24 protein-coding genes are annotated in these 22777 nt (G+C 68.2%); 10 read left to right on the forward strand and 14 right to left on the reverse strand.

Going from position 1 to position 22777, the window contains the following annotated elements; translation table 11 throughout:
• Positions 1-77: 77 nt before the first annotated feature.
• The 3 genes from NNZ72_RS02600 to NNZ72_RS02610 are packed head-to-tail and all read right to left on the reverse strand — an operon-like array spanning position 78 to position 3894.
• The gene (locus NNZ72_RS02600; protein WP_371747676.1) at positions 78-944 is read right to left on the reverse strand and encodes an aminotransferase class IV; all 867 of its coding nucleotides are present in this window, start codon (positions 942-944) and stop codon (positions 78-80) included.
• Positions 893-2050 carry an aminodeoxychorismate synthase component I gene (locus tag NNZ72_RS02605; RefSeq protein WP_257312261.1) on the reverse strand — a complete coding sequence of 386 codons (1158 nt, stop codon included), beginning with the start codon at positions 2048-2050 and terminating at the stop codon, positions 893-895. Before NNZ72_RS02605 ends, NNZ72_RS02600 begins: the two co-directional genes overlap by 52 nt.
• On the reverse strand, positions 2047-3894 hold the full coding sequence (locus tag NNZ72_RS02610) for a M3 family oligoendopeptidase (RefSeq protein WP_257312265.1): 1848 nt from the start codon (positions 3892-3894) through the stop codon (positions 2047-2049). The genes NNZ72_RS02605 and NNZ72_RS02610 overlap by 4 nt, the downstream gene beginning before the upstream one ends.
• Positions 3895-4083: 189 nt before the next feature.
• Here NNZ72_RS02610 and NNZ72_RS02615 point away from each other — a divergent pair, with 189 nt between their 5' ends.
• Positions 4084-5625: a sigma-54-dependent transcriptional regulator gene (locus NNZ72_RS02615; protein WP_257312270.1), complete on the forward strand. Its 1542-nt coding sequence runs from the start codon at positions 4084-4086 to the stop codon at positions 5623-5625.
• 174 nt (positions 5626-5799) lie between these two features.
• Positions 5800-7566: a peptidoglycan L,D-endopeptidase MepK gene (gene mepK, locus NNZ72_RS02620; RefSeq protein WP_371747677.1), complete on the forward strand. Its 1767-nt coding sequence runs from the start codon at positions 5800-5802 to the stop codon at positions 7564-7566.
• A 70-nt stretch (positions 7567-7636) separates the two neighbouring features.
• Here mepK and NNZ72_RS02625 read toward each other — a convergent pair whose 3' ends face one another.
• The 3 genes from NNZ72_RS02625 to NNZ72_RS02635 form a co-directional block, all read right to left on the reverse strand.
• The gene (locus tag NNZ72_RS02625) at positions 7637-7903 is read right to left on the reverse strand and encodes a DUF2312 domain-containing protein (RefSeq protein ID WP_203424488.1); all 267 of its coding nucleotides are present in this window, start codon (positions 7901-7903) and stop codon (positions 7637-7639) included.
• Positions 7904-8015: 112 nt separating this feature from the next.
• Positions 8016-8321, reverse strand: a complete 306-nt coding sequence (locus NNZ72_RS02630; protein WP_257312277.1) for a DUF1244 domain-containing protein — start codon at positions 8319-8321, stop codon at positions 8016-8018.
• Positions 8322-8331: 10 nt separating this feature from the next.
• Positions 8332-9117, reverse strand: a complete 786-nt coding sequence (locus tag NNZ72_RS02635) for an N-formylglutamate amidohydrolase (protein ID WP_257312281.1) — start codon at positions 9115-9117, stop codon at positions 8332-8334.
• Positions 9118-9371: 254 nt separating this feature from the next.
• On the opposite strand from NNZ72_RS02635, the gene NNZ72_RS02640 reads away from it, so the two are divergent.
• Both NNZ72_RS02640 and pyk read left to right on the forward strand, forming a co-directional pair.
• Positions 9372-9788, forward strand: a complete 417-nt coding sequence (locus NNZ72_RS02640) for a DUF1036 domain-containing protein (RefSeq protein WP_306766165.1) — start codon at positions 9372-9374, stop codon at positions 9786-9788.
• Positions 9788-11227 carry a pyruvate kinase gene (gene pyk, locus NNZ72_RS02645; RefSeq protein ID WP_257312287.1) on the forward strand — a complete coding sequence of 480 codons (1440 nt, stop codon included), beginning with the start codon at positions 9788-9790 and terminating at the stop codon, positions 11225-11227. The genes NNZ72_RS02640 and pyk overlap by 1 nt, the downstream gene beginning before the upstream one ends.
• A 155-nt stretch (positions 11228-11382) precedes the next feature.
• Here the strand turns inward: pyk and NNZ72_RS02650 are convergent, their stop codons facing one another.
• The 5 genes from NNZ72_RS02650 to NNZ72_RS02670 form a co-directional block, all read right to left on the reverse strand.
• Complete coding sequence (locus tag NNZ72_RS02650) at positions 11383-11976, reverse strand: tetratricopeptide repeat protein (protein ID WP_257312290.1); 594 nt, start codon at positions 11974-11976, stop codon at positions 11383-11385.
• Between the two features lie 69 nt (positions 11977-12045).
• Positions 12046-12171 (reverse strand): type B 50S ribosomal protein L36, encoded by a 126-nt coding sequence (gene ykgO, locus NNZ72_RS02655; protein WP_119256688.1) that lies wholly within the window; start codon positions 12169-12171, stop codon positions 12046-12048.
• Positions 12172-12318: 147 nt separating this feature from the next.
• Positions 12319-13377 (reverse strand): 5-(carboxyamino)imidazole ribonucleotide synthase, encoded by a 1059-nt coding sequence (locus tag NNZ72_RS02660; protein ID WP_257312302.1) that lies wholly within the window; start codon positions 13375-13377, stop codon positions 12319-12321.
• Complete coding sequence (purE, locus tag NNZ72_RS02665) at positions 13374-13841, reverse strand: 5-(carboxyamino)imidazole ribonucleotide mutase (RefSeq protein WP_257312474.1); 468 nt, start codon at positions 13839-13841, stop codon at positions 13374-13376. The genes NNZ72_RS02660 and purE overlap by 4 nt, the downstream gene beginning before the upstream one ends.
• A gap of 52 nt (positions 13842-13893) precedes the next feature.
• On the reverse strand, positions 13894-14097 hold the full coding sequence (locus NNZ72_RS02670; RefSeq protein ID WP_257312305.1) for a YdcH family protein: 204 nt from the start codon (positions 14095-14097) through the stop codon (positions 13894-13896).
• Between the two features lie 214 nt (positions 14098-14311).
• Here NNZ72_RS02670 and NNZ72_RS02675 point away from each other — a divergent pair, with 214 nt between their 5' ends.
• Positions 14312-14485, forward strand: a complete 174-nt coding sequence (locus tag NNZ72_RS02675) for a YdcH family protein (protein ID WP_257312310.1) — start codon at positions 14312-14314, stop codon at positions 14483-14485.
• A gap of 155 nt (positions 14486-14640) precedes the next feature.
• Here NNZ72_RS02675 and NNZ72_RS02680 read toward each other — a convergent pair whose 3' ends face one another.
• Both NNZ72_RS02680 and NNZ72_RS02685 read right to left on the reverse strand, forming a co-directional pair.
• Entirely contained in the window at positions 14641-14901 is a 261-nt protein-coding gene (locus NNZ72_RS02680; protein WP_257312313.1) for an ArsR/SmtB family transcription factor, read from the reverse strand.
• A 60-nt stretch (positions 14902-14961) separates the two neighbouring features.
• The gene (locus tag NNZ72_RS02685; protein ID WP_257312317.1) at positions 14962-15732 is read right to left on the reverse strand and encodes a sulfite exporter TauE/SafE family protein; all 771 of its coding nucleotides are present in this window, start codon (positions 15730-15732) and stop codon (positions 14962-14964) included.
• 131 nt (positions 15733-15863) lie between these two features.
• On the opposite strand from NNZ72_RS02685, the gene NNZ72_RS02690 reads away from it, so the two are divergent.
• From NNZ72_RS02690 to NNZ72_RS02710, 5 genes are all read left to right on the forward strand, one after another.
• Complete coding sequence (locus NNZ72_RS02690; RefSeq protein WP_257312320.1) at positions 15864-16517, forward strand: thiamine phosphate synthase; 654 nt, start codon at positions 15864-15866, stop codon at positions 16515-16517.
• Between the two features lie 9 nt (positions 16518-16526).
• Positions 16527-17639, forward strand: coding sequence for a tetratricopeptide repeat protein (locus NNZ72_RS02695; protein ID WP_257312323.1), 1113 nt, complete (start codon positions 16527-16529; stop codon positions 17637-17639).
• 177 nt (positions 17640-17816) lie between these two features.
• Entirely contained in the window at positions 17817-18617 is an 801-nt protein-coding gene (locus NNZ72_RS02700) for an inositol monophosphatase family protein (protein ID WP_257312327.1), read from the forward strand.
• Between the two features lie 113 nt (positions 18618-18730).
• Positions 18731-19807 (forward strand): flagellar motor protein MotA, encoded by a 1077-nt coding sequence (locus NNZ72_RS02705; protein ID WP_257312331.1) that lies wholly within the window; start codon positions 18731-18733, stop codon positions 19805-19807.
• A gap of 1 nt (position 19808) precedes the next feature.
• Positions 19809-20840 (forward strand): peptidoglycan -binding protein, encoded by a 1032-nt coding sequence (locus NNZ72_RS02710; protein WP_257312336.1) that lies wholly within the window; start codon positions 19809-19811, stop codon positions 20838-20840.
• Positions 20841-20955: 115 nt separating this feature from the next.
• Here NNZ72_RS02710 and NNZ72_RS02715 read toward each other — a convergent pair whose 3' ends face one another.
• A complete protein-coding gene (locus NNZ72_RS02715; protein WP_371747678.1) occupies positions 20956-22770 on the reverse strand; it encodes an ABC transporter transmembrane domain-containing protein in 1815 nt (604 codons plus the stop codon).
• Positions 22771-22777: the final 7 nt, after the last annotated feature.

A 22777-nucleotide genomic window follows, 5' to 3' on the forward strand; every position in this document is an offset into this window, starting at 1 on the left:
AGAGGGCTAGAGCACAGTTCCCTGTCACAATAAAGAGCGCCGCCCGGCCTCTCCGGCGATATTCTTAACCGCTTGCTTCAGAGGAGGATAGCGGGGATCAGCCCGCGCAGGGAATTGCCGAGGAAGAAGGGCCGGCCGGCGAGGTCCTGCGGATAGAGCACCCGTTCTTCCGCCCTGCCTTCTTGCAGAAGCTCCTCCCGCAGCACGCCCGCAAGCAGGCCGCAGGAGAGCGGCGGCGTCTTCAGCGTGCCGGAGCCGTCGTCGAGGAAGAGCGAGGTGATGGTGCCCTCGCAGATCTCGCCGCGCTCGTTGAGGAGCAGCACCTCGTCGGCTTCCGCCGCCGGGAATTCGGCGCGCGCGGCGGCATAGGCGGCGCGGCGGGAGGTCTTGTGGCAGAGCAGCGGGTCGTTGGAGGAGAGGCGGGTCGCGGCGATCTTCACGCGCCATGTCGCGCCCGTGGGGATGGGTGTGAACGGAGCGGTCTGGACGTCGATGCGGCCGTCGGTGAAGAGTTCGAGGCGGATGCGGAGCGGGGCGGGGCCTGCTCCAGGGGTATCGCCTGTGCATGCGCCGTCGCCGCTTCCCCTTCTCCCCGCCGGGGAGAAGGTGGCCCGAAGGGCCGGATGAGGGGGCAAGCCCGCCGCATTCTGCCTACGGCCCCCCCTCATCCCGCTGCCGCGACCTTCTCCCCGGCGGGGAGAAGGGGCTGGGGGCTCCCTTATCGTTCCATATGCGATAGTCTTGCCTTCGGAGGAGGGTAGCGCAGCAAGCAACGCCTCCCGCGCCCCATCTGCCCCCGGCAGTCCCAATGCTGCGGCCGACCGCGCCAGCCGCGCAAGGTGCCGCTCCAGCCGGACGAATCCGGCCCCCGGCTCCCAACGCAGCGTCTCGATCAGCGAGAGATCCATTGGTCCCCCACGGCGAAGCGGGCCTTGAGCAGGCATTCCTCGTATTCGGCCTCGGCCTGCGAATCGAAGACGATGCCGCCGCCGACGTTGAAGACGGCCTCGCCGTTCTCGAACAGCGAGATCGTGCGGATGGCGACGTTGAAGCGCATGGTGCCGTCCGGGGCGATGACGCCGATCGCGCCGCAATAGGCGTCGCGCGGACCGACTTCGAGGTCGTGCAGGATCTCCATCGCCCGCATCTTCGGCGCGCCGGTGACCGAGCCGCAGGGAAAGAGGGCTGCGAAGATGTCGCGGATCGTCGTGCCGGGCACGAGTCTCGCCCGCACGTGGCTCACCATCTGGTGCACGGTCGGATAGGTCTCGACGGCGAAGAGCTTCGGCACGTCGAGCGTGCCGACCTCGGTGATGCGCGAGATGTCGTTGCGCAGCAGGTCGACGATCATGCGGTTCTCGGCCTGCGTCTTCGGGTCGGCCCGCATGGCGGCGACGATTTCCGCGTCCTCCGTGGCATCGCGCCCGCGCGGCGCGGTGCCCTTCATCGGATGGGTCTCGATCCAGCCGTCGCGGTCGATGTCGAAGAACAGTTCCGGCGAACGGGAAAGGATCATCGGCCCGTCGAGCGAGACGAAGGCGCCGTAGCGCACCGGCTGGCGCTCGATCAGCGACCAGAAGGCGGAAAGCGGATCGCCGTTCCAGCGGGCACGGATCGGCATGGTGAGGTTCGCCTGGTAGCAGTCGCCCTGCCGGAGATGCCGGTGCAGCCGCTCGAAGCGCTGGCGATAGGCCGGAAAATCCCAGGCCGCCTTCGGTTCCGTCAGGAAAGGCTCGTTCTCGACGCGCTGGCGCGCTGCGGCCAGCGGATGGTTTTCCGCCGGCCCGTCGAAGATGCCGAAGCTCATCAGCGGCGTCGGCCGGTTGTCGATGGCGTAGGGGGCGAGCTTCTCCTCGAAGAGATGGCCCGCCTCGTAGCTCATGAAGCCGGCGATCCAGCGGCCCGCTGCATGCGCTTCCTGCAGCAGGGCGAACGCCGGCTCGAAGCCCGCGCGGGTGCGCACGGTGACGACGTCGAGCGGATCGGCGAAGACCGTCGTCACGTCCTCGCGATCGTCCTTCAGAAGCACATAGCGTTGGCGGCCGGTCATGCCCTATCAAGCGCTTCCAGCTCGTCGATCAGCCCCTCGATCATCGACAGTCCCTTGCTCCAGAACGACGGATCGCCCGCATCGAGGCCGAAGGGTTTCAGCAGCTCGGAATGGTGCTTGGTGCCGCCGGCCTTCAGGAGCTCGAAATACTTCTCCTGGAACCCCGCTTCCGCCTGTTGGTAGACGGCATAGAGCGAGTTCACCAGGCAGTCGCCGAAGGCATAGGCATAGACGTAGAAGGGCGAATGGATGAAATGGGGGATATAGGCCCAGTAGGTCTCGTAGCCCTCGGAGATGCGGATCGCCGGGCCGAGGCTCTCGCCCTGCACGGAGAGCCACAATTCGCCGATCTGGTCGGCGGTGAGCTCGCCCTCCTTGCGGGCGGTGTGCACCTTGCGCTCGAATTCGTAGAAGGCGATCTGGCGCACGACCGTGTTGATCATGTCCTCGACCTTCTGGGCGAGCATGGCCTTGCGCTCGCGCCGGTCCGTCGTGCGGTCGAGCAGGCTGCGGAAGGTCAGCATCTCGCCGAAGACGGAGGCCGTCTCGGCGAGCGTCAAGGGCGTGGAGGCCATCAGCGCGCCCTGCGCACCGGCCAGCACCTGGTGCACGCCGTGGCCGAGCTCGTGGGCGAGCGTCATCACGTCGCGCGGCTTGCCCATGTAGTTGACGAGCACGTAGGGGTGGGCGGACGGCACGGTCGGATGGGCGAAGGCGCCCGGCGCCTTGCCGGGCCGCACCGGCGCGTCGATCCAGCCGCGGTCGAAGAACTTTTTGGCGATCTCGGCCATTTCAGGCGAGAAGGCGCGGTAGGCGGAGAGCACGGTGTCGCGCGCCTCGTTCCACGGGATCGTCGCGTCCGGCGTCTCGGGCAGCGGCGCGTTGCGGTCCCAGTAGTCCATCTGCTCCATTCCGAGCCACTTCGCCTTCATCGCATAGTAGCGGTGGGAGAGGCGCGGATACGCTTCGCGGACGGCTTCCGCCAAGGCCGCGACGACCTCGGGTTCCACGCGGTTGGCGAGATGCCGGCTGTCGGCGATGTCCTTGAAGCCGCGCCAGCGGTCGGAGATCTCCTTGTCCTTGGCGAGCGTGTTGGTGATCAGCGTGAAGGTGCGCAGGTTTTCCCGGAAGGTGGCGGCGAGCGCCTCCGCCGCCTTGCGCCGCGCCTCGCGGTCGGGCGACTGGAGCTGGTTCAGCGCCACTTCGAGCGGCACCGCCTCGCCGTCGATCGTGTAGCGCAGCGAGGCCATGGTCTCGTCGAACAGGCGGTTCCAGGCGGCCGCCCCCGTCATCGACTTTTCGAGGAAGAGCTGCTCGGTCCGGTCGTCGAGCTGGTAGGGCTTGTCCTTGCGCAGGTCCTCGATCCACGGCCGGTAATGGGCGGCGAGCGTATCGCGCTCCAGCGCGGCGGCGAGGCGCTCGTCCTCTATCCTGTTGAGTTCAAGGGAGAAAAACAGGAGATGTGCGCCGATGTCGGTGAGCTTCGCCTGCGTGTCGCCGTAGAGCTTGCCGTTGGCCGGATCGGTCGTGTTGGAGAAATAGGTGAGGCCGGCGTAGGAGATCAGGCGGCCGAGCAGGTCCTCCAGCGCCTCGAATTCACGCACGGCGGCACCGATGCCCTTGTCGCCCGTCTTCTCGCTCGCGGCGTCCAGCCGGCCCTTCCATTTCGCCTCGAAGGCGAGCGCGTCGGCTTGCGCCTTCTCCATGTCGCGGCGGAATTCCGGCGAATCCGGCGCGGGATAGAGGTCGGCGAGGTTCCAGGCGGGAAGCGCGCCGAGGCCTTCTACGGCTGCGGCTTCCGTGGCGGCGCGGTCGATGCGGATTGCGGGGACGTGGCGGGTCATCGGCGGTCTTCCTTGACGGGTCTTCGGGGCGGCTCTTGGGCGGCTGGCGGGTCGGGCGTCCTGCTTGCGTCGGCAATGGTTAAAATGCAAGCCTTTCTCAAAACGGCATGTTCAACCCTTTCTGCCAAGGTCCGCTGGTGTTCAGTTCCCGGGCATGCATGACGCACGCCTTGCGGCAAGGAGGTTCCAGTGACGGCCCATATTCTTGTCATCGACGACGATCCTGTCCAGCGCAGGCTCTTGAAGAACATGATCGAGCGCGCAGGCCATGTCGCCCATATGGCGGAGAACGGCCGCGCCGGCCTCGACCTGCTCGATCGCAAGGGCGGACTGATCAACGTCATCCTCCTCGACCTGATGATGCCGGAAATGAACGGTTCGGCCTTCCTGGAGGCGCTCGCCGAGCGGGAGAACACCATCCCCGTCATCGTGCAGACGGGGCAGGGCGGCATCGAGACGGTGGTCTCGGCCATGCGCGCCGGCGCCTTCGACTTCGTCGTCAAGCCCGTCTCGCCGGAACGGCTCGGCATCGCCGTCGGCAATGCGCTGAAGGTGGGCGACCAGCGCGAGGGCGGCCGCCGCGGCGGCCGGCGCCATCGCGGCGAGACGGTGCATTTCGACGACATCGTCTCGGCAAGCCCCGAGATGCTGCGCGTCATCGACCTCGGCCGCCGCGCGGCGCAATCCAACATTCCCGTCGTGCTCGAAGGCGAATCCGGCGTCGGCAAGGAGATGGTGGCGCGCGCCATCCAGGCGGCGAGCGAGCGGGCCGGAAAGCCCTTCGTCACCGTCAACTGCGGCGCGATCCCGCACAACCTGGTGGAAAGCATCCTGTTCGGCCACGAGAAGGGCGCCTTCACCGGCGCGACCGAGCGTCACACCGGCAAGTTCATGGAGGCCGACGGCGGCACGCTGTTCCTCGACGAGATCGGCGATTTGCCGCTGGAGGTGCAGGTGAAGCTCCTGCGCGCCGTCCAGCAGGGCGAGATCGAGACGATCGGCGCGCGCTATCCGCAGAAGGTCAACGTGCGGCTGATCTCGGCCACCAACCGCGATCTCGTCAACGAGGTGCGCGAGGGCCGCTTCCGCGAGGACCTCTACTACCGCCTCAACGTCTTCCCGATCACCATTCCCGCGCTGCGTCGGCGCAAGGAGGACATTCCCGTCCTCGTGCGCGCCTTCGTGCGGCGCTTCGCCGGCGAGCAGAAGCTCGCCCGGCCGATCGCGGTGTCGGCCGGCGCCATGGCGCTGCTGACGGCCTACGACTGGCCGGGCAACATCCGCCAGCTCGAAAACGCCATCTTCCGCGCCGTCGTGCTGTCGGAGGGCGGGGAACTGACGGCGGCCGACTTTCCGCAGATCGCCGCCCAGGTGCCGGGCTACGGCCTTTCCGAGAACGGCGCCGTGACCTGGGAGGCCGCGAGCGCGGGCATCGCCGAGCCGCTATCCGACATGCGCCTTCCGAGCGTCTATCCGGATTTCCGTCCGGGCGAATCAGCCGGGGCACCGGTGCGCGGCGAGCCGGAGAACGTCATTGCCAGCGTCGATCCCGGCGGCCACGTGCGCAAGCTCGCCGAGGTGGAGGAGGAACTGATCCGCTTCGCGCTGAAATTCTACCACGGCCAGATGAGCCAGGTCGCCCGCAAGCTGGGAATCGGCCGCTCGACGCTCTACCGCAAGCTCAAGGACTACGGCATCGACCCCGACAATCCGCTGAAGGATGCCGCCTGAAACGCCGGATTCTCCGGCCGTTTGCGATTTAGCGATTGCCGTTTATTCCCTGTTAGTGGATTGTTCACTATAAGACGGCCCTGACGGCGAGTGTGGCGGATTTGCCATGCTCTCACCGCATTTGGCAGTCATTTGGGACAGCGGACGGTCGTTGTCCTCCGGACGGGGATAGATTTGGCAAATTTGTTCGCATCGATGAAGCTCCCGGGGCGCTCCCTGCGTAGCCTGTGCAAGGCCGTGGTGCGCAAGCTGCCCAGGACGTTGGCAGCCGCGGTGCTGTCGGCCGCGCTGGTGCTGCCCGCCGCCGTTCCCGCGCCCGTCCAGGCGGAGACCGGCAATCGCTCGCTCAAGCTCTATTACATCCACACCAAGGAAAAGGCCGAGATCGTCTTCAAGCGCAACGGCCGCTACGACAAGCGCGGTCTCGACCAGTTGAACCGCTTCCTGCGCGACTGGCGCCGCAACGAGCCGACCCGCATGGATCCGCGTCTGTTCGACCTCGTGTGGGAGGTCTACCAGAAGGTCGGCGCGACCGGCTACATCAACGTCGTCTCCGCCTATCGCTCGCCGGCGACCAACTCGATGCTGCGCTCGCGCTCGAAGGGCGTCGCCAAGAAGAGCCAGCACATGCTCGGCAAGGCGATGGACTTCTACATTCCCGGCGTGAAGCTCTCGGCGCTGCGCGCCACCGCCATGAAGTTCCAGGTGGGCGGCGTCGGCTACTATCCGACCTCGGGCTCGCCCTTCGTGCATCTCGACGTCGGCAGCGTGCGCGCCTGGCCGCGCATGAGCCGCCAGGAACTGGTGCAGCTCTTCCCCGACGGCAAGACCATGCATATCCCGACCGACGGCAAGCCGCTGCCCGGCTACGAGCAGGCGATCGCCGACTACAAGCGCCGCGTCGGCGCCGATTCGGTGCAGGTCGCCGGCGGCGGTTCGTCGCCGAGCGCGTCGGCGAAGAAGCGCAAGGGCAACTTCCTGCTCGCCCTGTTCGGCGGCGGCGGCGACGAGGACGAGGAACCCGAAGCCATCGCCAGCGCCGCGCCTCTGGAAGAGGAGACGCCGGTGCGCGTCGCGGCGAAGGCGGTGGCCGAAGAAAAGCCCATCGCGGCGGAAACGGAAGTGGCCTTCACCGCACCGATCCCGCTCGTGCGCCCGGCCTTCAAGGAACAGACCGGCGAAAGCCTGAGCGAGCTCGCGCTCGTCGCGCCGACGACCAGCGGCGCGGTCGCCGCCCTCGACGCGGCGCTGCCGAAGGCCGAGGAGGCCAAGCCCGAATTCGTCGATCTCTCGGCCTATGCCGTTCCGGTGCCCGAGCTGCTCGGCGTGCGCCGCCAGGCGGGCGACGCGGAGGCGGAAGCGGTGCAGATGGCTGCCGTCGAGGACGCCGAGGAGCTCTCCAGCGTGCCGATCCCCGGGCTTCGGCCCGAAGTCGAGCTCGACCAGAGCCGCGCGGCGCTGATGGCGGCGGCCGAAGCCGAGGTGGCGCTTCCCATCGCGGCCGATCGGTCCGGGCTCGCGGCCCTTGCCGACCCCGCCGTGGCGGGCGGCGAGGGGACGATCGAGATGGCGGCGCTTGCCGCCTCCGAGGCGGGCCGTTCGCTCGGCGGCGACGCCTTCGCCACCCAGACGGCGACCGAGACGAAGAGCAAGAGCGGCCGACCGAAGAAGAAGGACGCCGATGCCGCCAGCCGCGGTGCGATCCGCGGCGAGCCGAAGCTGACGCAGAAGCTCGTCTCGCAGCTCGCCCTGACGCAGGACCGCTTCGCGACCATGTCCAAGCCGGTCAAGGCGCCGCGCTTCGTCAGCCGCACCATGCGCGCCGCCCCGACGACCGTCTACCTCGCCGGCTTCCGGCAGGAGGAGGGGGCGGTCGATCCCGCCCGCTTCAGCGGCACCGCCGTCAATTTCATGGAAGTGCGCAAGTTCGCCGAGAACTGATGTCAGGCCTTCCTGACCGCAAGAAAAAGCCCGCCGGACCGGCGGGCTTTTCGTTGGGACGTCGCGGCCGTCATTCCGCGTCCGGCGGCAGGTCGACCATGCCGAGGGCCTGGAGGTAGGTGTCAAGGATCGCCTCCTGCTCCATGCGTTCGTCCTTGTCCTGCTTGCGGATCTGGATGACCTTGCGCAGGATCTTCGTGTCGAAGCCGACGCCCTTGGCCTCGCCGTAGACGTCCTTGATGTCGTCGGCGATGGTTTTCTTTTCCTCCTCGAGGCGCTCGATGCGCTCGATGAAAGCGCGAAGCTGGTCGCGGGCGACGCCGTGGGCATCCGACATGGTGTTCTCCTTGCTGGTTCCGGAAATTCGAAGGTGCCGTGATCTGCCGCGAAGTTCCGGCAAGATCAAGGCCCGATATGCGGGGATTGCGGTTTTTGCCGACGTGCCGCCGTCATTCCTCCGGGCGATTCGCCTCGAAGGCGGTCTTCTGCGCCTCGGTCGCCTCGCGCTGGTGGCGTGCGCGCCACTCCTCGTAGGGCATGCCGTAGACGATCTCGCGCGCCTCCTCCTTCGTCAGCGGCACGCCGGAGGCTTCCGCCGCCTCGCGGTACCAGTTGGCGAGGCAGTTGCGGCAGAAGCCGGCGAGGTTCATCAGGTCGATGTTCTGAACGTCGCTGCGCGTGTCGAGATGCGCCAGCAGGCGCCTGAAGGCGGCCGCCTCGAACGCCGTCCGCTGGTCTTTCGTCAGTTCGCTCATCGTCTCGCTCTCAATAGGGTCCGGTGCGGGAAGGGAATATCTCGTATTCGTGCAGATCCTCGCGCCGGTTCAACCGGTCGAGGATCGGCGCCAGACGCTCCACCCAGCAGGTGATGCCCGCCGCATCGCCGATCTCGTCCTGCCGGATCTCGATCAGCGCATGCGGGATGCCCGTCACCATGCAGTGGCGGAACATCGTGTCGCCGCGCAGCGCCCCGTCATAGGGCTCGTTGTCGCCGACCGTGAGGCCGAGCGCTTCGAGCTCGGCGAGAAGCGGGCGGACGGCGCGGGGATCGCTGTCCCACAGCACGGCGGCCTGCCAGGGCCGCGCCACGCCCTTCCAGGCGGGCGTGAAGGAATGGAGCGAGATGACGAGCGGCGCCCTGCCGCCCGCCGAAGCGCTCGCGGCGATCGTGCGGGCGACGGCGTCGTGATAGGGGCGGTGGTAAGTCTCGAGGCGGCGGCGCCATTCCGCCTCGCTGATCGGATGGTTGCCGGGCACGATCGCGCCGTCGGAGATGCGCATGATCAGCGTCGGGTCGTCCTCGCCGCGGTTTGGATCGATCAGCAGGCGCGAGAAGCGGCTGAGCACGGCCGGCGCGCCGAGCCTTTCGCAGAGCCCGCGCACCGTCGCCTCCACGCCGATGTCGTAGGCGATATGGCGGGAGAAGGCGCTCTCCGGCAGGCCGAGGCGGCCGTATTCCTCCGGCAGGAGATTGGTCGCGTGGTCGGCGAGAATCACCAGGCCGAGGGCCGGGTCGCCGCCTATGATTTCGAAGGGAGGGTGATCGTGCATGGCCCTTGCCGACTGTGCTTGCCGGCCGACTGATCGCATGCCGCGCCGCCGCCCGCAAGGGCCGCATTCTCAGGGGCGGGCGGGCCGTTCGGGCAACGGCCCCCGGACCGCCGCGGGCCAGAGGCGCGTTGACAATCCCGGCCCGTCGTCGCAAGAAAGCGCGTGATCAAATCAACGGAGTTCCATCGGAAGCCGTGAAACCCAAAAGCCTTCGCTCCTTCGCTCCGCAAGCCGGCGGCCTCCTCCAGGCCGGCCTGTTCGTTTTCGCGGGCTTCCTCGCCCTGTCCGTTCCGGAGGCGGCGAAAGCCGATTTCCGCGTCTGCAACGGCACGCAGAACCTCGTCGGCGTCGCCATCGGCTATCGCGCCGGCGAAGGCTGGATCAGCGAGGGCTGGTGGCAGGTGCCGGCGACGACCTGCGCCACGCTGATCGAGGGCGAGCTGCAATCGCGCTACTACTATCTTTATGCCGAGGACGCTGCCCGCGGCGGCCGCTGGACGGGCGACGTGAACATGTGCGTGGCCGAGAACGAGTTCAAGATCGTCGGCGTGCAGGACTGCTTCGCCCGCGGCTTCCAGCGCATGGGCTTCAAGGAATACGACACGGGACGACAGGGGAGCTGGATGGTGCAGCTTTCCGACACGCCAGGGACGCAGGAAAGCCAGAACTGATGAGACGGAACAGAAGAGTCAAAATCCTCGCCACGCTCGGACCGGCATCGTCCGAAGAGCAGATGATCCAGAAACTGCACGAGGCGGGAGCAGACCTGTTCCGCATCAACATGAGCCACGCAAGCCACGACGTGATGCGCACGCTGATCAGCCGCATCCGCGCCGTGGAGGCGCGTTGCGGCCGGCCGATCGGCATCCTTGCCGACCTGCAGGGGCCGAAGCTGCGCGTCGGCAAGTTCGCCGAAGGTTCCGCGGAGCTTCAGCCCGGCCAGACCTTCACCCTCGACAACCGCGACGAGCCCGGCGACGACAACCGCGTCTTCCTCCCGCATCCGGAAATCCTCGAAGCCGTCAAGCCCGGCCATCGCCTGCTGATCGACGACGGCAAGCTGCACCTGCGCGCCGAGAAGACCGACGGCAAGTCGATCGTCTGCACGGTCGTCTCCGGCACGAAGATATCCGACCGCAAGGGCGTGAGCCTGCCCGATACGCTGCTGCCCGTCGGCGCGCTCACCGAGAAGGACCGGGTCGATCTCGACGCGGTGCTGGCGACCGGCAGCGTCGACTGGGTGGCGCTCTCCTTCATCCAGCGGCCGGAGGACCTCGCCGAGGTGCGCAAGATCGCCCGCGGCCGCGTCGGCCTGATGTCGAAGATCGAGAAGCCGCAGGCGATCGAGCGCATCGACGAGATCATCGAGCTCTCCGACGCGCTGATGGTGGCGCGCGGCGACCTCGGCGTGGAAATGCCGCTCGAAGCCGTGCCCGGCCTGCAGAAGCAGCTCATCCGCGCGTGTCGGCGCGCCGGCAAGCCGGTCGTCGTCGCAACGCAGATGCTCGAATCGATGATCTCCGCGCCGGTGCCGACGCGCGCCGAGGTCTCCGACGTCGCGACCGCCGTCTTCGAGGGCGCGGACGCGGTGATGCTGTCTGCCGAATCGGCCTCCGGCGCCTATCCGGTCGAGGCGGTCTCGACCATGGCGTCGATCGCCAGCAAGGTCGAGCGCGACCCGCATTATCCGGGCATCATCTACGCCCAGCGCACCGCGCCGGAGGCGACCGGGGCCGACGCCATCTCGCTCGCCGCCCGGCAGATCGCCGAGACGCTGAAGCTGTCGGCCATCGTCTGCTACACCTCCTCGGGCACGACGGGGCTGCGCGCCGCCCGCGAGCGGCCGGAAGTGCCGGTGCTGGCGCTGTCGCCGGTCATCGAGACGGCGCGCCGCCTCTCGGTCGTCTGGGGACTGCACTGCGTCGTCACGGGCGATGCGGAGGATCTCGACGACATGGTCAACCGCGCCTGCCGCATCGTCGTCAGCGAGGAGTTCGGCAAGCCGGGCGACCGCATCATCATCTCGGCCGGCGTGCCGCTCGGCACGCCCGGCGCCACCAACATGCTGCGCATCGCCTATATCGGCGCAGACGGCGTAAGCGGCGTCTGAGCATACCTGAAGGGTAGGGGAGCCCCCCTCATCCGGCCTTCGGGCCACCTTCTCCCCGAGGGGAGAAGGGGAAACGCCGTCGAGGCCGCACCTTTCCTTCTCCCCGGCGGGGAGAAGGTGCCGGCAGGCGGATGAGGGGGCTTGCCGCAGCGGACTCAGGTGCGCTGGCCGGTGAGCTTCTCTGCAAGCTCGCCGAGTTCCTTCTGCGCGCGGCGCTCGGAGGGGTAGAGCTCCAGGAAGCGCTCCCAGGCCTCCAGCGCCATCGTGTCCCGGCCAGTCTCGCCCATGATCGCGGCCATGCCGGCGATGGCGCCGAAATGGCGCGGCTCGATGGCGAGCACGCGGTTGATGTCCGACATGGACTTGCGGTAGTTGCCGAGCTTGAAGTGCAGTGTCGCGCGGCGGTTCCAGCCCTCGACATAGTCCGGCCTGAGCCGGATCGCCTCGTCGAGGAAATCGAGCGCGGCGACGTTCTTCTCGTCGGCGACGGCCTTGTCGGCCCACCGGATCAGGAGATTGACGGTCGGGCTGCCCGAATCCTGCCATTCGCGGCGGATGCGGTCGGCGATGCCGCGGGCGGTATCGGGATCGCGCTCGCGCTTCAGCGCGTCGAAGAGCTTGCCGAGCCGTTCCTCGGACGTCTCGAAGGCGGCGGAGGCGCCTTGCGCGGACGCGGGTTCGGCTGCCCAGGCGGGCGGCGCGAGAACGAGGCAGAGGGTGCAGAACACGAAAAGGCGCATGGCGATCATCATAAACCGCCTATGCGCCGCTTCATACCGTTATTTTTCGCCCGCCGTCCGGCAGGCGAAGGAACCGTCTCAGCCCTGGCGGGCCTTGAAGCGCGGGTTCTGCTTGTTGATGATGTAGACGCGGCCCTTGCGGCGCACGAGGCGGTTCTCGCGGTGGCGGGCCTTGAGCGACTTGAGCGAATTCTTGATCTTCATTTTTCTGATCCGCGATATTGCAGGGCGACGTGAAGGCGCCGGATTTCCTCAATTAAAAACGCGCCGGTTGGGGCGCGCTTCCAGGTTGGCAGGCATGTACCCCGTCGCTTTCCGGCTGTCAACCGTTTGCGGCCGGTTTTCCAGCCCTCAGGAGAGCAGCCGGGTGACGTGGCCCATCTTGCGGCCGGGCCGCGCTTCCGTCTTGCCGTAGAGGTGGACGAGCACGTCGGCACGGATCAGCCAGGCCGGCACGTCGTCGATGTCCTTGCCGATCAGGTTCTGCATCACGCAGTCCGAATGGCGGCGCGGATCGCCGAGCGGAAGGCCGGCGACGGCACGGATATGCTGCTCGAACTGCGAGACGACGCAGGCGGCTTCCGTCCAGTGGCCGGAATTGTGCACGCGGGGCGCGATCTCGTTCACGACGAGCCCGCCGTCCGGCAGCACGAAGAACTCCACGCCGATGACGCCGACATAGGCGAGGTTTTCCAGGATCGCCCGCGCGGCCTTGCGCGCGGCGTCTACCGTCGTCTCGTTCACATGGGCGGGCAGCGTCGAGGTGTGCAGGATGCCGTTGCGGTGGACGTTCTCGGCCGGATCGTAGCAGGCGATCGTGCCGTCGCGGTCGCGCGCGGCGATGATCGAGATCTCGCGGTCGAAGGGCACGAGGCTTTCGAGGATCATCGGCACGCCGCCGAGCGCGGCGAAGGCGCCTGCGCGATCCTCGGCGGGCGAGCGGAACAGGCGCTGTCCCTTGCCGTCGTAGCCGAGTCGACGCGTCTTGAGGATGCCGACGCCGGCGAAGCGGTCGAGGGCCTGCTCGAGGTCGGCCTGGCTGTCGACGGCGGCGAAATCGGCCGTCGCGATGCCGCAGTCGCGCAGGAAGCGCTTCTCGACGAGCCGGTCCTGCGAGACCTCCAGCGCGCGCGGCGGCGGGTAGACGGGACGCGCCACGGTGAGCGTCATGGCGGCGGCGACGGGCACGTTCTCGAACTCGTAGGTGACGACGTCGGCAGCGCGGGCAAGTTCGGCGAGCGCCCCCTCGTCGTCGTAGGCGGCGACGATCTGGGCGTTGGCAACCTGCGCGGCCGGGCTGTCGGCCTGCGGCTCGAGGATGACGGTGCGGAAGTTGAGGCGGGCTGCCGCCATGGCGAGCATGCGGCCGAGCTGGCCGCCGCCGATGATGCCGATCGTGCGGACGCTCATAGCGGGCCGTCCACGGGATATTCGGCGACCGCCCGCGTCTGCGTCTCGCGCCATTCGTCGAGGCGGTGGGCGAGCTCCGGGTCGGAGAGCGCCAGCACCGCGGCGGCGAGCAGGGCGGCGTTGATCGCGCCGGCCTTGCCGATCGCCAGCGTTCCGACGGGAATTCCGGCCGGCATCTGCACGATGGAGAGCAGGCTATCCTGGCCGGAGAGCGCCTTAGACTGCACCGGCACGCCGAAGACCGGCAGCGACGTCATGGCCGCCGTCATTCCGGGCAGGTGGGCGGCGCCGCCGGCCCCCGCGACGATGACCTTGAAGCCCTCCGCACGCGCGCCGCGGGCGAAGCTGTAGAGCCGGTCCGGCGTGCGGTGCGCCGAAATGATGCGCGCCTCGTAGTCGACGCCGAGCGTGTCGAGCGTGTCGGCGGCGTTCTTCATCGTCTCCCAGTCGGACTGGCTGCCCATGATGATGGCGACGGGGGGCGTTTCTGTTGTCTTCAAGGTGTCTGTCCGTCCCTCAGGCGATGATGTCGGGGATGATCTGGTCTTCCAGCTTGGAAATCATGTCCTTGAGCGCCAGCTTCTTCTTCTTCATGCGCTGGATTCTGAGGGCTTCGCACCCGGTCTGGATCATGGCGTTTATGGCGGCGTCGTAGTCCTCGTGCTCCTGGCGCAGCCTTGCTACGGCCAGCCGCAATTCTGCCTGATCCTGGTCTGCCATGCTATTCGTTCCCCGTCGTCGGAGCAGCGGCGAACCGCCTTCCCCCAGTCATTCCGAAGGCTGCTCCTACCACGAAATCCCCGGTAACGGGAAGTTATCCCTCGTCACGTTTTCGCCTTCGACAAATGAAAAATAGCATGGCACACTTGCTTGGTTGCAACCTGGGCCGCCGGCACGCTCGTGCCGGAGGCGAACAAAAGGAAGGAACTGTCACATGACGATTGAGGCTCATCTGGCCACGCTCGAAAAGAAGCACTTCGCCCTCGAGGAGGAGCTGCATACGGCTATGAACCAACCTTCTTCGGACGACAGAACGATTGCCGACATCAAGCGGCGCAAGCTGCGCATCAAGGACGAGATCGAACGTCTCCGCTCCTCGACGCATTGACAGGCAGGGCATTTTTCCGGACGCAACAGGGGAGAGCAATCAAGGGACGGCAGGTCCGCACCGCAACGGCGCAAGAGACCGCCCCCGAAGATCCAAGGAATCCACGCCAGTCGCCCCGGCCGCCGAACGGCGCGCCGGGGCGAAGCGTTTCCGGGTCAGGCCCAGAACTGGTCGAGCCAGAGGTTGAGGCGGTCGAAGCCCTTGCGGTTGATCGCGTAGATGCGCCTCGTGCCTTGCGACTTCACGCTGACGAGGTTGCAGTCGAGGAGCGCCTTCAGGTGCTGGGAGACGGCCGGGCGGCTGATCGGCAGACCCTGCGACAGCTCGTTGACGGTGCGTGGCGCGCGGCGCAATTCCTCCAGCAGGAACCGGCGGTTCGGGTCGGCAATCGCGGCGAAGGGGTCGTGATGCACCATGGCGCGAGGCTAGGACAAAGCGGTGCAACCGGCAAGCGTTTTGTCTGCCGGCACAGGGCCTTAAACGAAGGCCGCCACGCCGTCCCAGACGAGCTTCAGCCCGGCGGCGAGCGCCATCGCGTACATGAAGGGATAGAAGACCTCCGGCCGCATCCGCTTGACGAGAAAGCCGCCGAGTGCGGTCGCGGCGATGGCGAGCGGCACGAGCGTGGCGGAGATGGAGAGGTTGGTCGTGTCGAGCTGGCCGAGCGCGAAATAGGGGCTGAGCTTCACGGCATTGAGGATGGCGAAGAAGCGGACAGTGGCGCCGGTATAGTTGCGCGGCGGCAGCTTCAGCGGCAGGCCGTAGACCTGGAAGGGGGCGCCGCCGGCATGCGCCACGAAGCTGCCGTAGCCCGACAGTGCGCCGAGGAAGGCGGCCGGCACCAGCCGGTGCGGCTTGGCCGCGACGACATGGCCGCGGCGCGCGCGCCAGGCGTTGTGGTAGTAGCGAGCGGCGAAGAGAACGGTGATGACGCCGATGATGAGACGGAGCGCGTCGCGCGGCACGTAGGCCGAGGTCGCCCAGCCGATCGCCACGCCGAGGATTGCGCCCGGCAGCAGCATCTTCAGGAGCGTGCGGTCGTTGTACTCGCGCCAGATCCACAGCGAGACGATGTCCATCACCACCAGCACCGGCAGCAGGATCGCCGCCGCTTGCACGGGCGGAAGGCTCATGGCAAGGATGGGCACGCCCATGAGCGCCAGAGCCTCGCCCATGCCGCCCTTGGTCAGGCCGACGAGCAGGACCGCGGGAATGGCGACATAGTAGATCGAGAGGTCGAGCGGCATGGGGGCAACTTGGCAAAGCGGACGGGAAGGGCGATTGATCCTGTTCGCCATTCCGTCTATCCGCTTTGCATCGCGATGGCGAGCCCTCCCGTTTCCGGGCGGCTGCAACAGACACACGAACTGGAACGCCCATGCCTGACGCCGACAACCGCTGCCGCCTCGTGCTGATCCTCCCCGAGGGCGAGGACATCGCCCAGCGTGCGGCCATGCTGGAGGGCGCTTTGAAGGGCGGCGACGTCGCCTCGGTGATCCTGCCGCAATACGGGCTCGACGACGGCCAGTTCCAGAAGCATGCCGAGACGCTGGTGCCGATCGTGCAGAAGGCGGGGGCGGCGGCGCTGGTCGCCGGCGACACGCGCGTCGCCGGCCGTGCGAAGGCGGACGGCATCCACGTCGCCGGCGGGATCGAGGAGCTGGCCGAGACGGTGGAAAAGTTCACGCCGCGCCTCATCGTCGGCGGCGGCAACGCCACGGACCGGCACAAGGCGCTGGAGATCGGCGAGGTGCAGCCGGATTACGTGTTCTTCGGCCGCATCGGCGGCGACATCAAGCCGGAGGCGCATCCGAAGAACCTCGCGCTCGGCGAGTGGTGGGCCTCGATGATCGAGATCCCCTGCATCGTGCTCGGCGGCACCGATCCGCAGTCCGCTCTTTCGGTCGCCGAGACCGGCGCGGAGTTCGTGGCGCTCGACCGGGCGGTCTTCGCCGACCCTGCGCAGGCCCCGCACGTCGTGGCCGCCGTCAACGCGCTGCTTGACGAAAAAGCGCCACGGTTTGAGGAATAGTAGGCGGCCATGATCAGGTCCGTCGTCGTCAAAGCCTTCCGTCCCCTGCCGGCGGCGCTTCTTGCCGCAAGCCTCCTCCTGCCAGGCCCGCTCGCTGCGGAGACGGCGAAGAAGGGGCCGATGGTGCGTGCCGGGACGGATGCCGGCAAGGATGCGGCGGAAAAGGCCGGCGTGGCGGACAAAGCGGCCGCCAAGACCGGGGAGACCGCGCCGTCGGGCGGCGTCAACGTGCTCGATCGCATGGGCGCGGAACTGCCGGCGCTGCCGGAGGAGAAGCCCTTCACCGGCAAGGTGGACGACGCCTACGGCGCCTTCCAGCGCGGCTACTACCTGACGGCAATGGAGCTTGCGCTGCCGCGCGCGCAGCTCGGCGATCCGGCGGCGCAGACGCTCGTCGGGGAGATCCTCGACCGCGGCCTCGGCGTGCGCCGCAACCGCGAGCAGGCGGCCTTCTGGTACGAGCAGGCCGCCAGCGGCGGCGATCCGGCGGCGATGTTCCGCTACGCGCTGATCCTGATGGAGAAGCAGCACACCGACGCCGACCGGGCGAAGGCCGACGACCTGATGAAGAAGGCCGCCGACCTCGGCAACGCCTCCGCGCAGTTCAACTATGCGCAGGTGCTCGTCGCCAAGTCGCCCGGCGACAAGGGCCTGCGCGATGCGCTGCCCTATTACGAGAAGTCGGCCGAGCAGGGCATCGCCGACGCGCAATATGCCGTCTCGCAGATCTATGCGAGCCTCAAGGACCTGCCGCAGGAGAAGCGCGACCGGGCGCGCGAATGGCTGACGCGCGCCGCCCGCGCCGGCTTCGACACCGCCCAGCTCGACCTCGCCATCTGGCTCGTCAACGGCACGGCCGGCCCGCGCGACTACGAGGAAGGCTTCCAGTGGATGAAGCGCGCCGCGGAGGGCGGCAACGTCGTGGCGCAGAGCAAGCTCTCGCATCTCTACATCAACGCCATCGGCACCGGCCCCGATCCGGTCGAGGCGGCGAAATGGTTCGTCCTCGCCCGCCGCGCGGGCTTGAGCGACCCGGCGCTCGAGGACTTCTATCTCGGCCTCACCGACGAGGAGCAGAAGGCGGCGATCGACGCGGCGAACCGCTTCCGCTCGGCCTCCTGACGGCCGTGCGTTTACCGCGTTGCGCGATTCGGCCGCCTGCCTTGCAAGGCTTGCAGGGGCGCGAGGCTTGAAACTTCGGGGGATTTGTGGTCTTGAGGCCGGAAATCCGGTCCGGCGCCGCTTGGCGCCGCGGCATCCGCCGCCCGAAAGCCGGAGATTCCCGAAGGACACCCTCGCATGGCCCGCTCAGCTCTTCTCAACGTCATGGTTCAGGCCGCCTTCAAGGCCGGCAAGTCGCTCGCCCGCGATTTCGGCGAGGTGCAGAACCTCCAGGTCTCGCTGAAGGGCCCGGGCGACTACGTCTCGCAGGCCGATCGCAAGGCGGAGAAGCTGATCCGCGAGGAACTGATGAAGGCGCGGCCGACCTACGGCTTCCTCGGCGAGGAATCAGAGGAGATCAAGGGCACCGACGGCGCGCACCGCTGGATCGTCGATCCGCTCGACGGCACGACGAATTTCCTGCACGGCATCCCGGCCTTCGCCATCTCGATCGCGCTGGAGCGCAACGGCGAGATCGTCGGCGCCGTCGTGCTCAACCCGGCGACGGACGAGCTCTTCACCGCCGAGCGCGGCGGCGGGGCCTTCCTCAACGACCGGCGCCTGCGCGTCGCCGCCCGGCGCAACCTCTCCGACGCGGTCATCGGCTGCGGCCTGCCGCATCTCGGCCGCGGCAACCACGGGAAATTCCTGATCGAGCTGCGCCACGTCATGGGCGAGGTGGCCGGCATGCGCCGCCTCGGCTCGGCCTCCCTCGATCTCGCCTACGTCGCCGCCGGCCGCTTCGACGGTTTCTGGGAGCGCGATCTTTCGCCCTGGGACATCGCCGCCGGCATCCTCCTGATTCGCGAGGCGGGCGGCTATGCGACCGACCTCGACGGCGGCAATGCGATGCTCGACACCGGCACGGTCGTCGCCGGCAACGAATATATCCACAAGGCGCTGCGCGAGGTCGTGCACCGTCCCGTGCCGACGCGCTGAGGACGGCCTGCGGCGCTTCACGCTTTCCCCGCGCCCGTTGCCGCCAAGCTCTTCAATTCGGCGCAATCTTCCTCTAGTCTCGCGCCCGACGCGTAAGTTGGAGAAGCAAATACATGGCGAAGCTGGCGCTGCCGGGCTGGGGAGGGCCGGCCGAACCCGGGGAGGGCTATACCCACAAACTGTCGAGCCCCATGGCGTTCTTCTGGACGATGGTGATCTTCCTCATCATCGTCGGCTTCGTGGCCGCCATCCTGTTCCGGCAGGCGCAGAGCGCCTTTCTCGCCAATCCGGGCCTCAACGGGCTCATCCTCGGCGTGCTTCTGATCGGCATCCTTCTCGTCTTCAACCACGTGCTGGCGCTGCGGCCGGAGGTGCGCTGGTTCAATTCGTTCCGCGCGGCCGGCAGCGCCGAGAAGGTCGGGCGCGATCCCGTGCTGCTCGCGCCGATGCGGGCGCTGATCGGCCGGCGCCATTCGGTGGCGCTGTCGACGGCGACGCTGCGCTCGATCCTCGATTCCATCGCCACCCGCCTCGACGAATCGCGCGACACCTCGCGCTACCTGATCGGCCTCCTCGTCTTCCTCGGCCTGCTCGGCACCTTCTGGGGCCTGCTCGGCACGATCGGCTCGATCAGTTCGGTCATCCAGTCGCTGGATGCCGGCGGCGGCACGGCGAACGACATCCTCAACGCCCTCAAGGAAGGCCTCTCCGCGCCGCTGCAGGGCATGGGCACGGCCTTCTCGACCTCGCTCTTCGGCCTCTCCGGCTCGCTGATCCTCGGTTTCCTCGACCTGCAGGCCGGCCGCGCGCAGAACCGTTTCTACATGGAGCTGGAGAACTGGCTCTCCTCGGTGACGGACGTGGGCCCGGAGGCTGGCATGGCGGATGCGGCCGCGGCGGCGCCTGCCGCCGACGTGCAGGCGCTTGCCGCGCAGATCCTGAAACTCGCGCAGGAGGGCGGCGGCGGCCGCTCGACGGCGGCGATGGCGAGCCTTGCCGAAGGCATCCAAGGCCTCGTGAAGAACATGCGCAGCGAGCAGCAGATGCTGCGCGACTGGATCGAGGCGCAGCAGGAGGAGGCGAAGGCGCTCCGCCGCACGCTCGACCGCCTCGCCGCCCGCACGGGCGGAAAGGCCGCGGCGGCAGAGCGCCCGGCCGAAGCCGCGCACGAGAAGGCCGGGGGCGAATAGCATGGCGCTCGCCCGCAACCGGCGCAGCCAGCGTGCGGTCGACTACTGGCCGGGCTTCGTCGACGCGCTCTCGACGCTGCTGCTCGCCATCATGTTCCTGCTCACGGTCTTCGTGCTGGCGCAGTTCTTCCTGAGCCGGGAGATCTCCGGCAAGGACGACGTGCTGAACCGGCTGACGAGCCAGATCAACGAGCTGACGCAGCTTCTCGCGCTGGAAAAGAGCGGCAAGCAGGACCTGGAGGATGCGCTGGTCAATCTCCAGGCCTCGCTCGCGCAGTCGGAGGGCGAGCGCTCGCGCCTGCAGGAGCTGCTCGACCGCGGCTCCGGCGCTTCCGACACGGCCAATGCCCGTATCGGCAGCCTCTCGCAGGAGCTCGACGCGGAAAAGCAGGTGAGCGCGCGCGCCATGAGCCAGATCGAGCTGCTCAACCAGCAGATCGCAGCACTTCGCAGCCAGATCGCCGCCGTCGAGGAGGCATTGCAGGCCTCGGAGGCGAAGGACCAGGCCTCGCAGGCCAAGATCGCCGATCTCGGCCGCCGCCTCAACGTCGCGCTTGCCCAGCGGGTTCAGGAGCTCAACCGCTACCGCTCCGACTTCTTCGGCCGCCTGCGCGAGATCCTCTCCGACCGCGAGAACATCCGCATCGTCGGCGACCGCTTCGTGTTCCAGTCGGAGGTGCTCTTCCCCTCGGGCGGCAGCGATCTCAATGAGGCGGGGCAGGCGGAGATGCAGAAACTCGCCGCCGCCGTCATCGACCTCGCCCGCGAGATCCCCTCCGAGATCAACTGGGTGCTGCGCGTCGACGGGCATACGGACAACGTGCCGCTTTCCGGCACCGGCCGCTACCGCGACAACTGGGAGCTTTCCTCCGCGCGCGCCACCTCGGTGGTGAAGTACCTGATCGCCAACGGCGTTCCGGCGAACCGGCTGGTCGCGGCCGGCTTCGGCGAGTACCAGCCGATCGCCGAGGGCGACGACGACGCGGCGCGCTCCACCAACCGCCGCATCGAGCTCAAGCTCACCGAGCGTTAGAGCATTTCCGCTTGTCTTCGAATCGCGAAAAGCTCTATCTCTTCGGTTTACGCAATTCCGGACGCGAAACGGCGACGCGCTTTCGCTGGAATTGCTTGGGCTTTCCTGTGGCCGGTCAGCCCGTGGCCTCGTTGAGGAAGGCCTGGCTGCCCTGGTCGAACTGCAGCCGGGCGAGGCGGGCATAGAGGCCGTCCTTGCGGATCAGCGACTGGTGCGTGCCTTCCTCGACGACGCGGCCGCTCTCCATGACGAGGATGCGGTCGGCCTTGAGCACGGTCGCCAGACGATGGGCGATGACGATCGTCGTGCGCTTGCCCATCTGGCCGTCGAGTGCCTTCTGCACCGCCGTCTCGCTCTCGGCGTCGAGCGCGGAGGTCGCCTCGTCGAGCAGCAGCACCGGCGCATCCTTGAGGATGGCGCGGGCGATCGCGATGCGCTGGCGCTGGCCGCCGGAGAGCGTGACGCCGCGCTCGCCGACCGCCGTGTCGTAGCCGTCGTCGAGCCGCAGGATGAATTCCTCCGCCTGTGCCGCGCGGGCGGCGGCGCGGATCGCCTCCTCGCTCACGCCCGTCATGCCGAAGGCGATGTTGTCGCGGATCGAGGTGGCGAAGATCGTCACCTCCTGCGGCACGATGGCGATGCGGCGGCGCAGCGCCTCCGGATCGGCCTCCCGCAGGTCGACGCCGTCGAGCGTGATGCGGCCGGAAACGGGATCGTAGAAGCGCAGCACCAGCGACAGGATCGTGCTCTTGCCGGCGCCGGACGGACCGACGATGGCGACGGTCTCGCCGGGCTTGACGGCGAAGCTCAGGCCGTTGACGCTGCGGTAGCCGGGCCGGGCGGGATAGGCGAAGTGCACGTCCTCGAAGGCGATCTCGCCGCGCGCCGGCGTGGGCAGCGCCACGGGGCTTGCCGGGGCGGCGATGGCGGGCGTCTCCGCGAGCAGCTCCGTCAGGCGTTCGGCGGCGCCCGCGGCCTGGGAGAGCTCGCCCCAGACCTCGGACAGCGCGCCGAGGCTGCCGGCGGCGAAGACGGCATAGAGCAGGAACTGGCCGAGCGTGCCGGCCGAGAGCGCGCCGGAGAGCACGTCGCGCGCGCCGAACCACAGCACGGCGACGACGGAGCCGAACACCATGGCGATGGCGAAGCCGGTGAGGAGCGCACGGGCGCGGATCGCCGCCCGGGCGGCGCCGTAGGCGTCCTCGACCGCGCCGAAGAAGCGGCCGCGGGCGGCGTCCTCGGCGTTGAAGGCCTGCAGCGTGCGGGTGGCGCCGATCGCCTCGCCGGCATAGGCGGAGGCGGCGGCGAGCGTGTCCTGCGCCTCGCGCGAGCGGCGGCGCACCGAGCGGCCGAAGGCGACGAGCGGGAAGACGATGACGGGAATGGCGGCGATGACGAGGCTCGACAGCTTCGGGCTCGTGTAGACCATCATGGCGACGGCGCCGAGACAGAGGATGAGGTTGCGCAGCGCGACGGAGGCGGTGGCGCCGACCGCGGACTTGATCTGCGTCGTGTCGGCCGTCAGCCGCGAGACGATCTCGCCGGACTGGTTGACGTCGAAGAAGGCGGGCGAAAGCCGCGTCACGTGGGCGAAGACGTCGCGCCGGAGATCGGCGACGATGCGCTCGCCGAGCGTGATGACGAAATAGTAGCGCATGGCGCTCGCCAGCGCGAGCACGACGGCCAGCACGAAGAGCATCGTGAAATAGGTGTTGATGAAGCCGGCGTCGGATTCCGAGAAGCCGTGGTCGACCATGCGGCGGACGGCGATCGGCAGCACCAGCGTGGTGACGGCGGCGAGCACCAGCGCGACGAGGGCGCCCGCCACGAGGCCGCGATAGCGGCCGATATAGGGCAGCAGCCTGCCGAGCGGACGGATGGATTTGCGCCCGGTCGAAGCCGGCGCGGCCTTCTCTCTGTCTGCGGACACCTTACCC

Source organism: Shinella pollutisoli, from assembly GCF_024609765.1.
Classification (GTDB): Bacteria; Pseudomonadota; Alphaproteobacteria; order Rhizobiales; family Rhizobiaceae; genus Shinella; species Shinella pollutisoli.

Excerpts from the sequence above, each read along its gene's own strand:
- NNZ72_RS02600 (WP_371747676.1), bottom strand. The coding sequence starts at position 944 with ATGCCTGCTCAAGGCCCGCTTCGCCGTGGGGGACCAATGGATCTCTCG.
- NNZ72_RS02605 (WP_257312261.1), bottom strand. The coding sequence starts at position 2,050 with ATGACCGGCCGCCAACGCTATGTGCTTCTGAAGGACGATCGCGAGGAC.
- NNZ72_RS02610 (WP_257312265.1), bottom strand. The coding sequence starts at position 3,894 with ATGACCCGCCACGTCCCCGCAATCCGCATCGACCGCGCCGCCACGGAA.
- NNZ72_RS02625 (WP_203424488.1), bottom strand. The coding sequence starts at position 7,903 with ATGTCGGATGCCCACGGCGTCGCCCGCGACCAGCTTCGCGCTTTCATC.
- NNZ72_RS02630 (WP_257312277.1), bottom strand. The coding sequence starts at position 8,321 with ATGAGCGAACTGACGAAAGACCAGCGGACGGCGTTCGAGGCGGCCGCC.
- NNZ72_RS02635 (WP_257312281.1), bottom strand. The coding sequence starts at position 9,117 with ATGCACGATCACCCTCCCTTCGAAATCATAGGCGGCGACCCGGCCCTC.
- pyk (WP_257312287.1), top strand. The coding sequence starts at position 9,788 with ATGAGACGGAACAGAAGAGTCAAAATCCTCGCCACGCTCGGACCGGCA.
- NNZ72_RS02650 (WP_257312290.1), bottom strand. The coding sequence starts at position 11,976 with ATGATCGCCATGCGCCTTTTCGTGTTCTGCACCCTCTGCCTCGTTCTC.
- ykgO (WP_119256688.1), bottom strand. The coding sequence starts at position 12,171 with ATGAAGATCAAGAATTCGCTCAAGTCGCTCAAGGCCCGCCACCGCGAG.
- NNZ72_RS02660 (WP_257312302.1), bottom strand. The coding sequence starts at position 13,377 with ATGAGCGTCCGCACGATCGGCATCATCGGCGGCGGCCAGCTCGGCCGC.
- purE (WP_257312474.1), bottom strand. The coding sequence starts at position 13,841 with ATGGGCAGCCAGTCCGACTGGGAGACGATGAAGAACGCCGCCGACACG.
- NNZ72_RS02670 (WP_257312305.1), bottom strand. The coding sequence starts at position 14,097 with ATGGCAGACCAGGATCAGGCAGAATTGCGGCTGGCCGTAGCAAGGCTG.
- NNZ72_RS02675 (WP_257312310.1), top strand. The coding sequence starts at position 14,312 with ATGACGATTGAGGCTCATCTGGCCACGCTCGAAAAGAAGCACTTCGCC.
- NNZ72_RS02680 (WP_257312313.1), bottom strand. The coding sequence starts at position 14,901 with ATGGTGCATCACGACCCCTTCGCCGCGATTGCCGACCCGAACCGCCGG.
- NNZ72_RS02685 (WP_257312317.1), bottom strand. The coding sequence starts at position 15,732 with ATGCCGCTCGACCTCTCGATCTACTATGTCGCCATTCCCGCGGTCCTG.
- NNZ72_RS02690 (WP_257312320.1), top strand. The coding sequence starts at position 15,864 with ATGCCTGACGCCGACAACCGCTGCCGCCTCGTGCTGATCCTCCCCGAG.
- NNZ72_RS02695 (WP_257312323.1), top strand. The coding sequence starts at position 16,527 with ATGATCAGGTCCGTCGTCGTCAAAGCCTTCCGTCCCCTGCCGGCGGCG.
- NNZ72_RS02700 (WP_257312327.1), top strand. The coding sequence starts at position 17,817 with ATGGCCCGCTCAGCTCTTCTCAACGTCATGGTTCAGGCCGCCTTCAAG.
- NNZ72_RS02705 (WP_257312331.1), top strand. The coding sequence starts at position 18,731 with ATGGCGAAGCTGGCGCTGCCGGGCTGGGGAGGGCCGGCCGAACCCGGG.
- NNZ72_RS02710 (WP_257312336.1), top strand. The coding sequence starts at position 19,809 with ATGGCGCTCGCCCGCAACCGGCGCAGCCAGCGTGCGGTCGACTACTGG.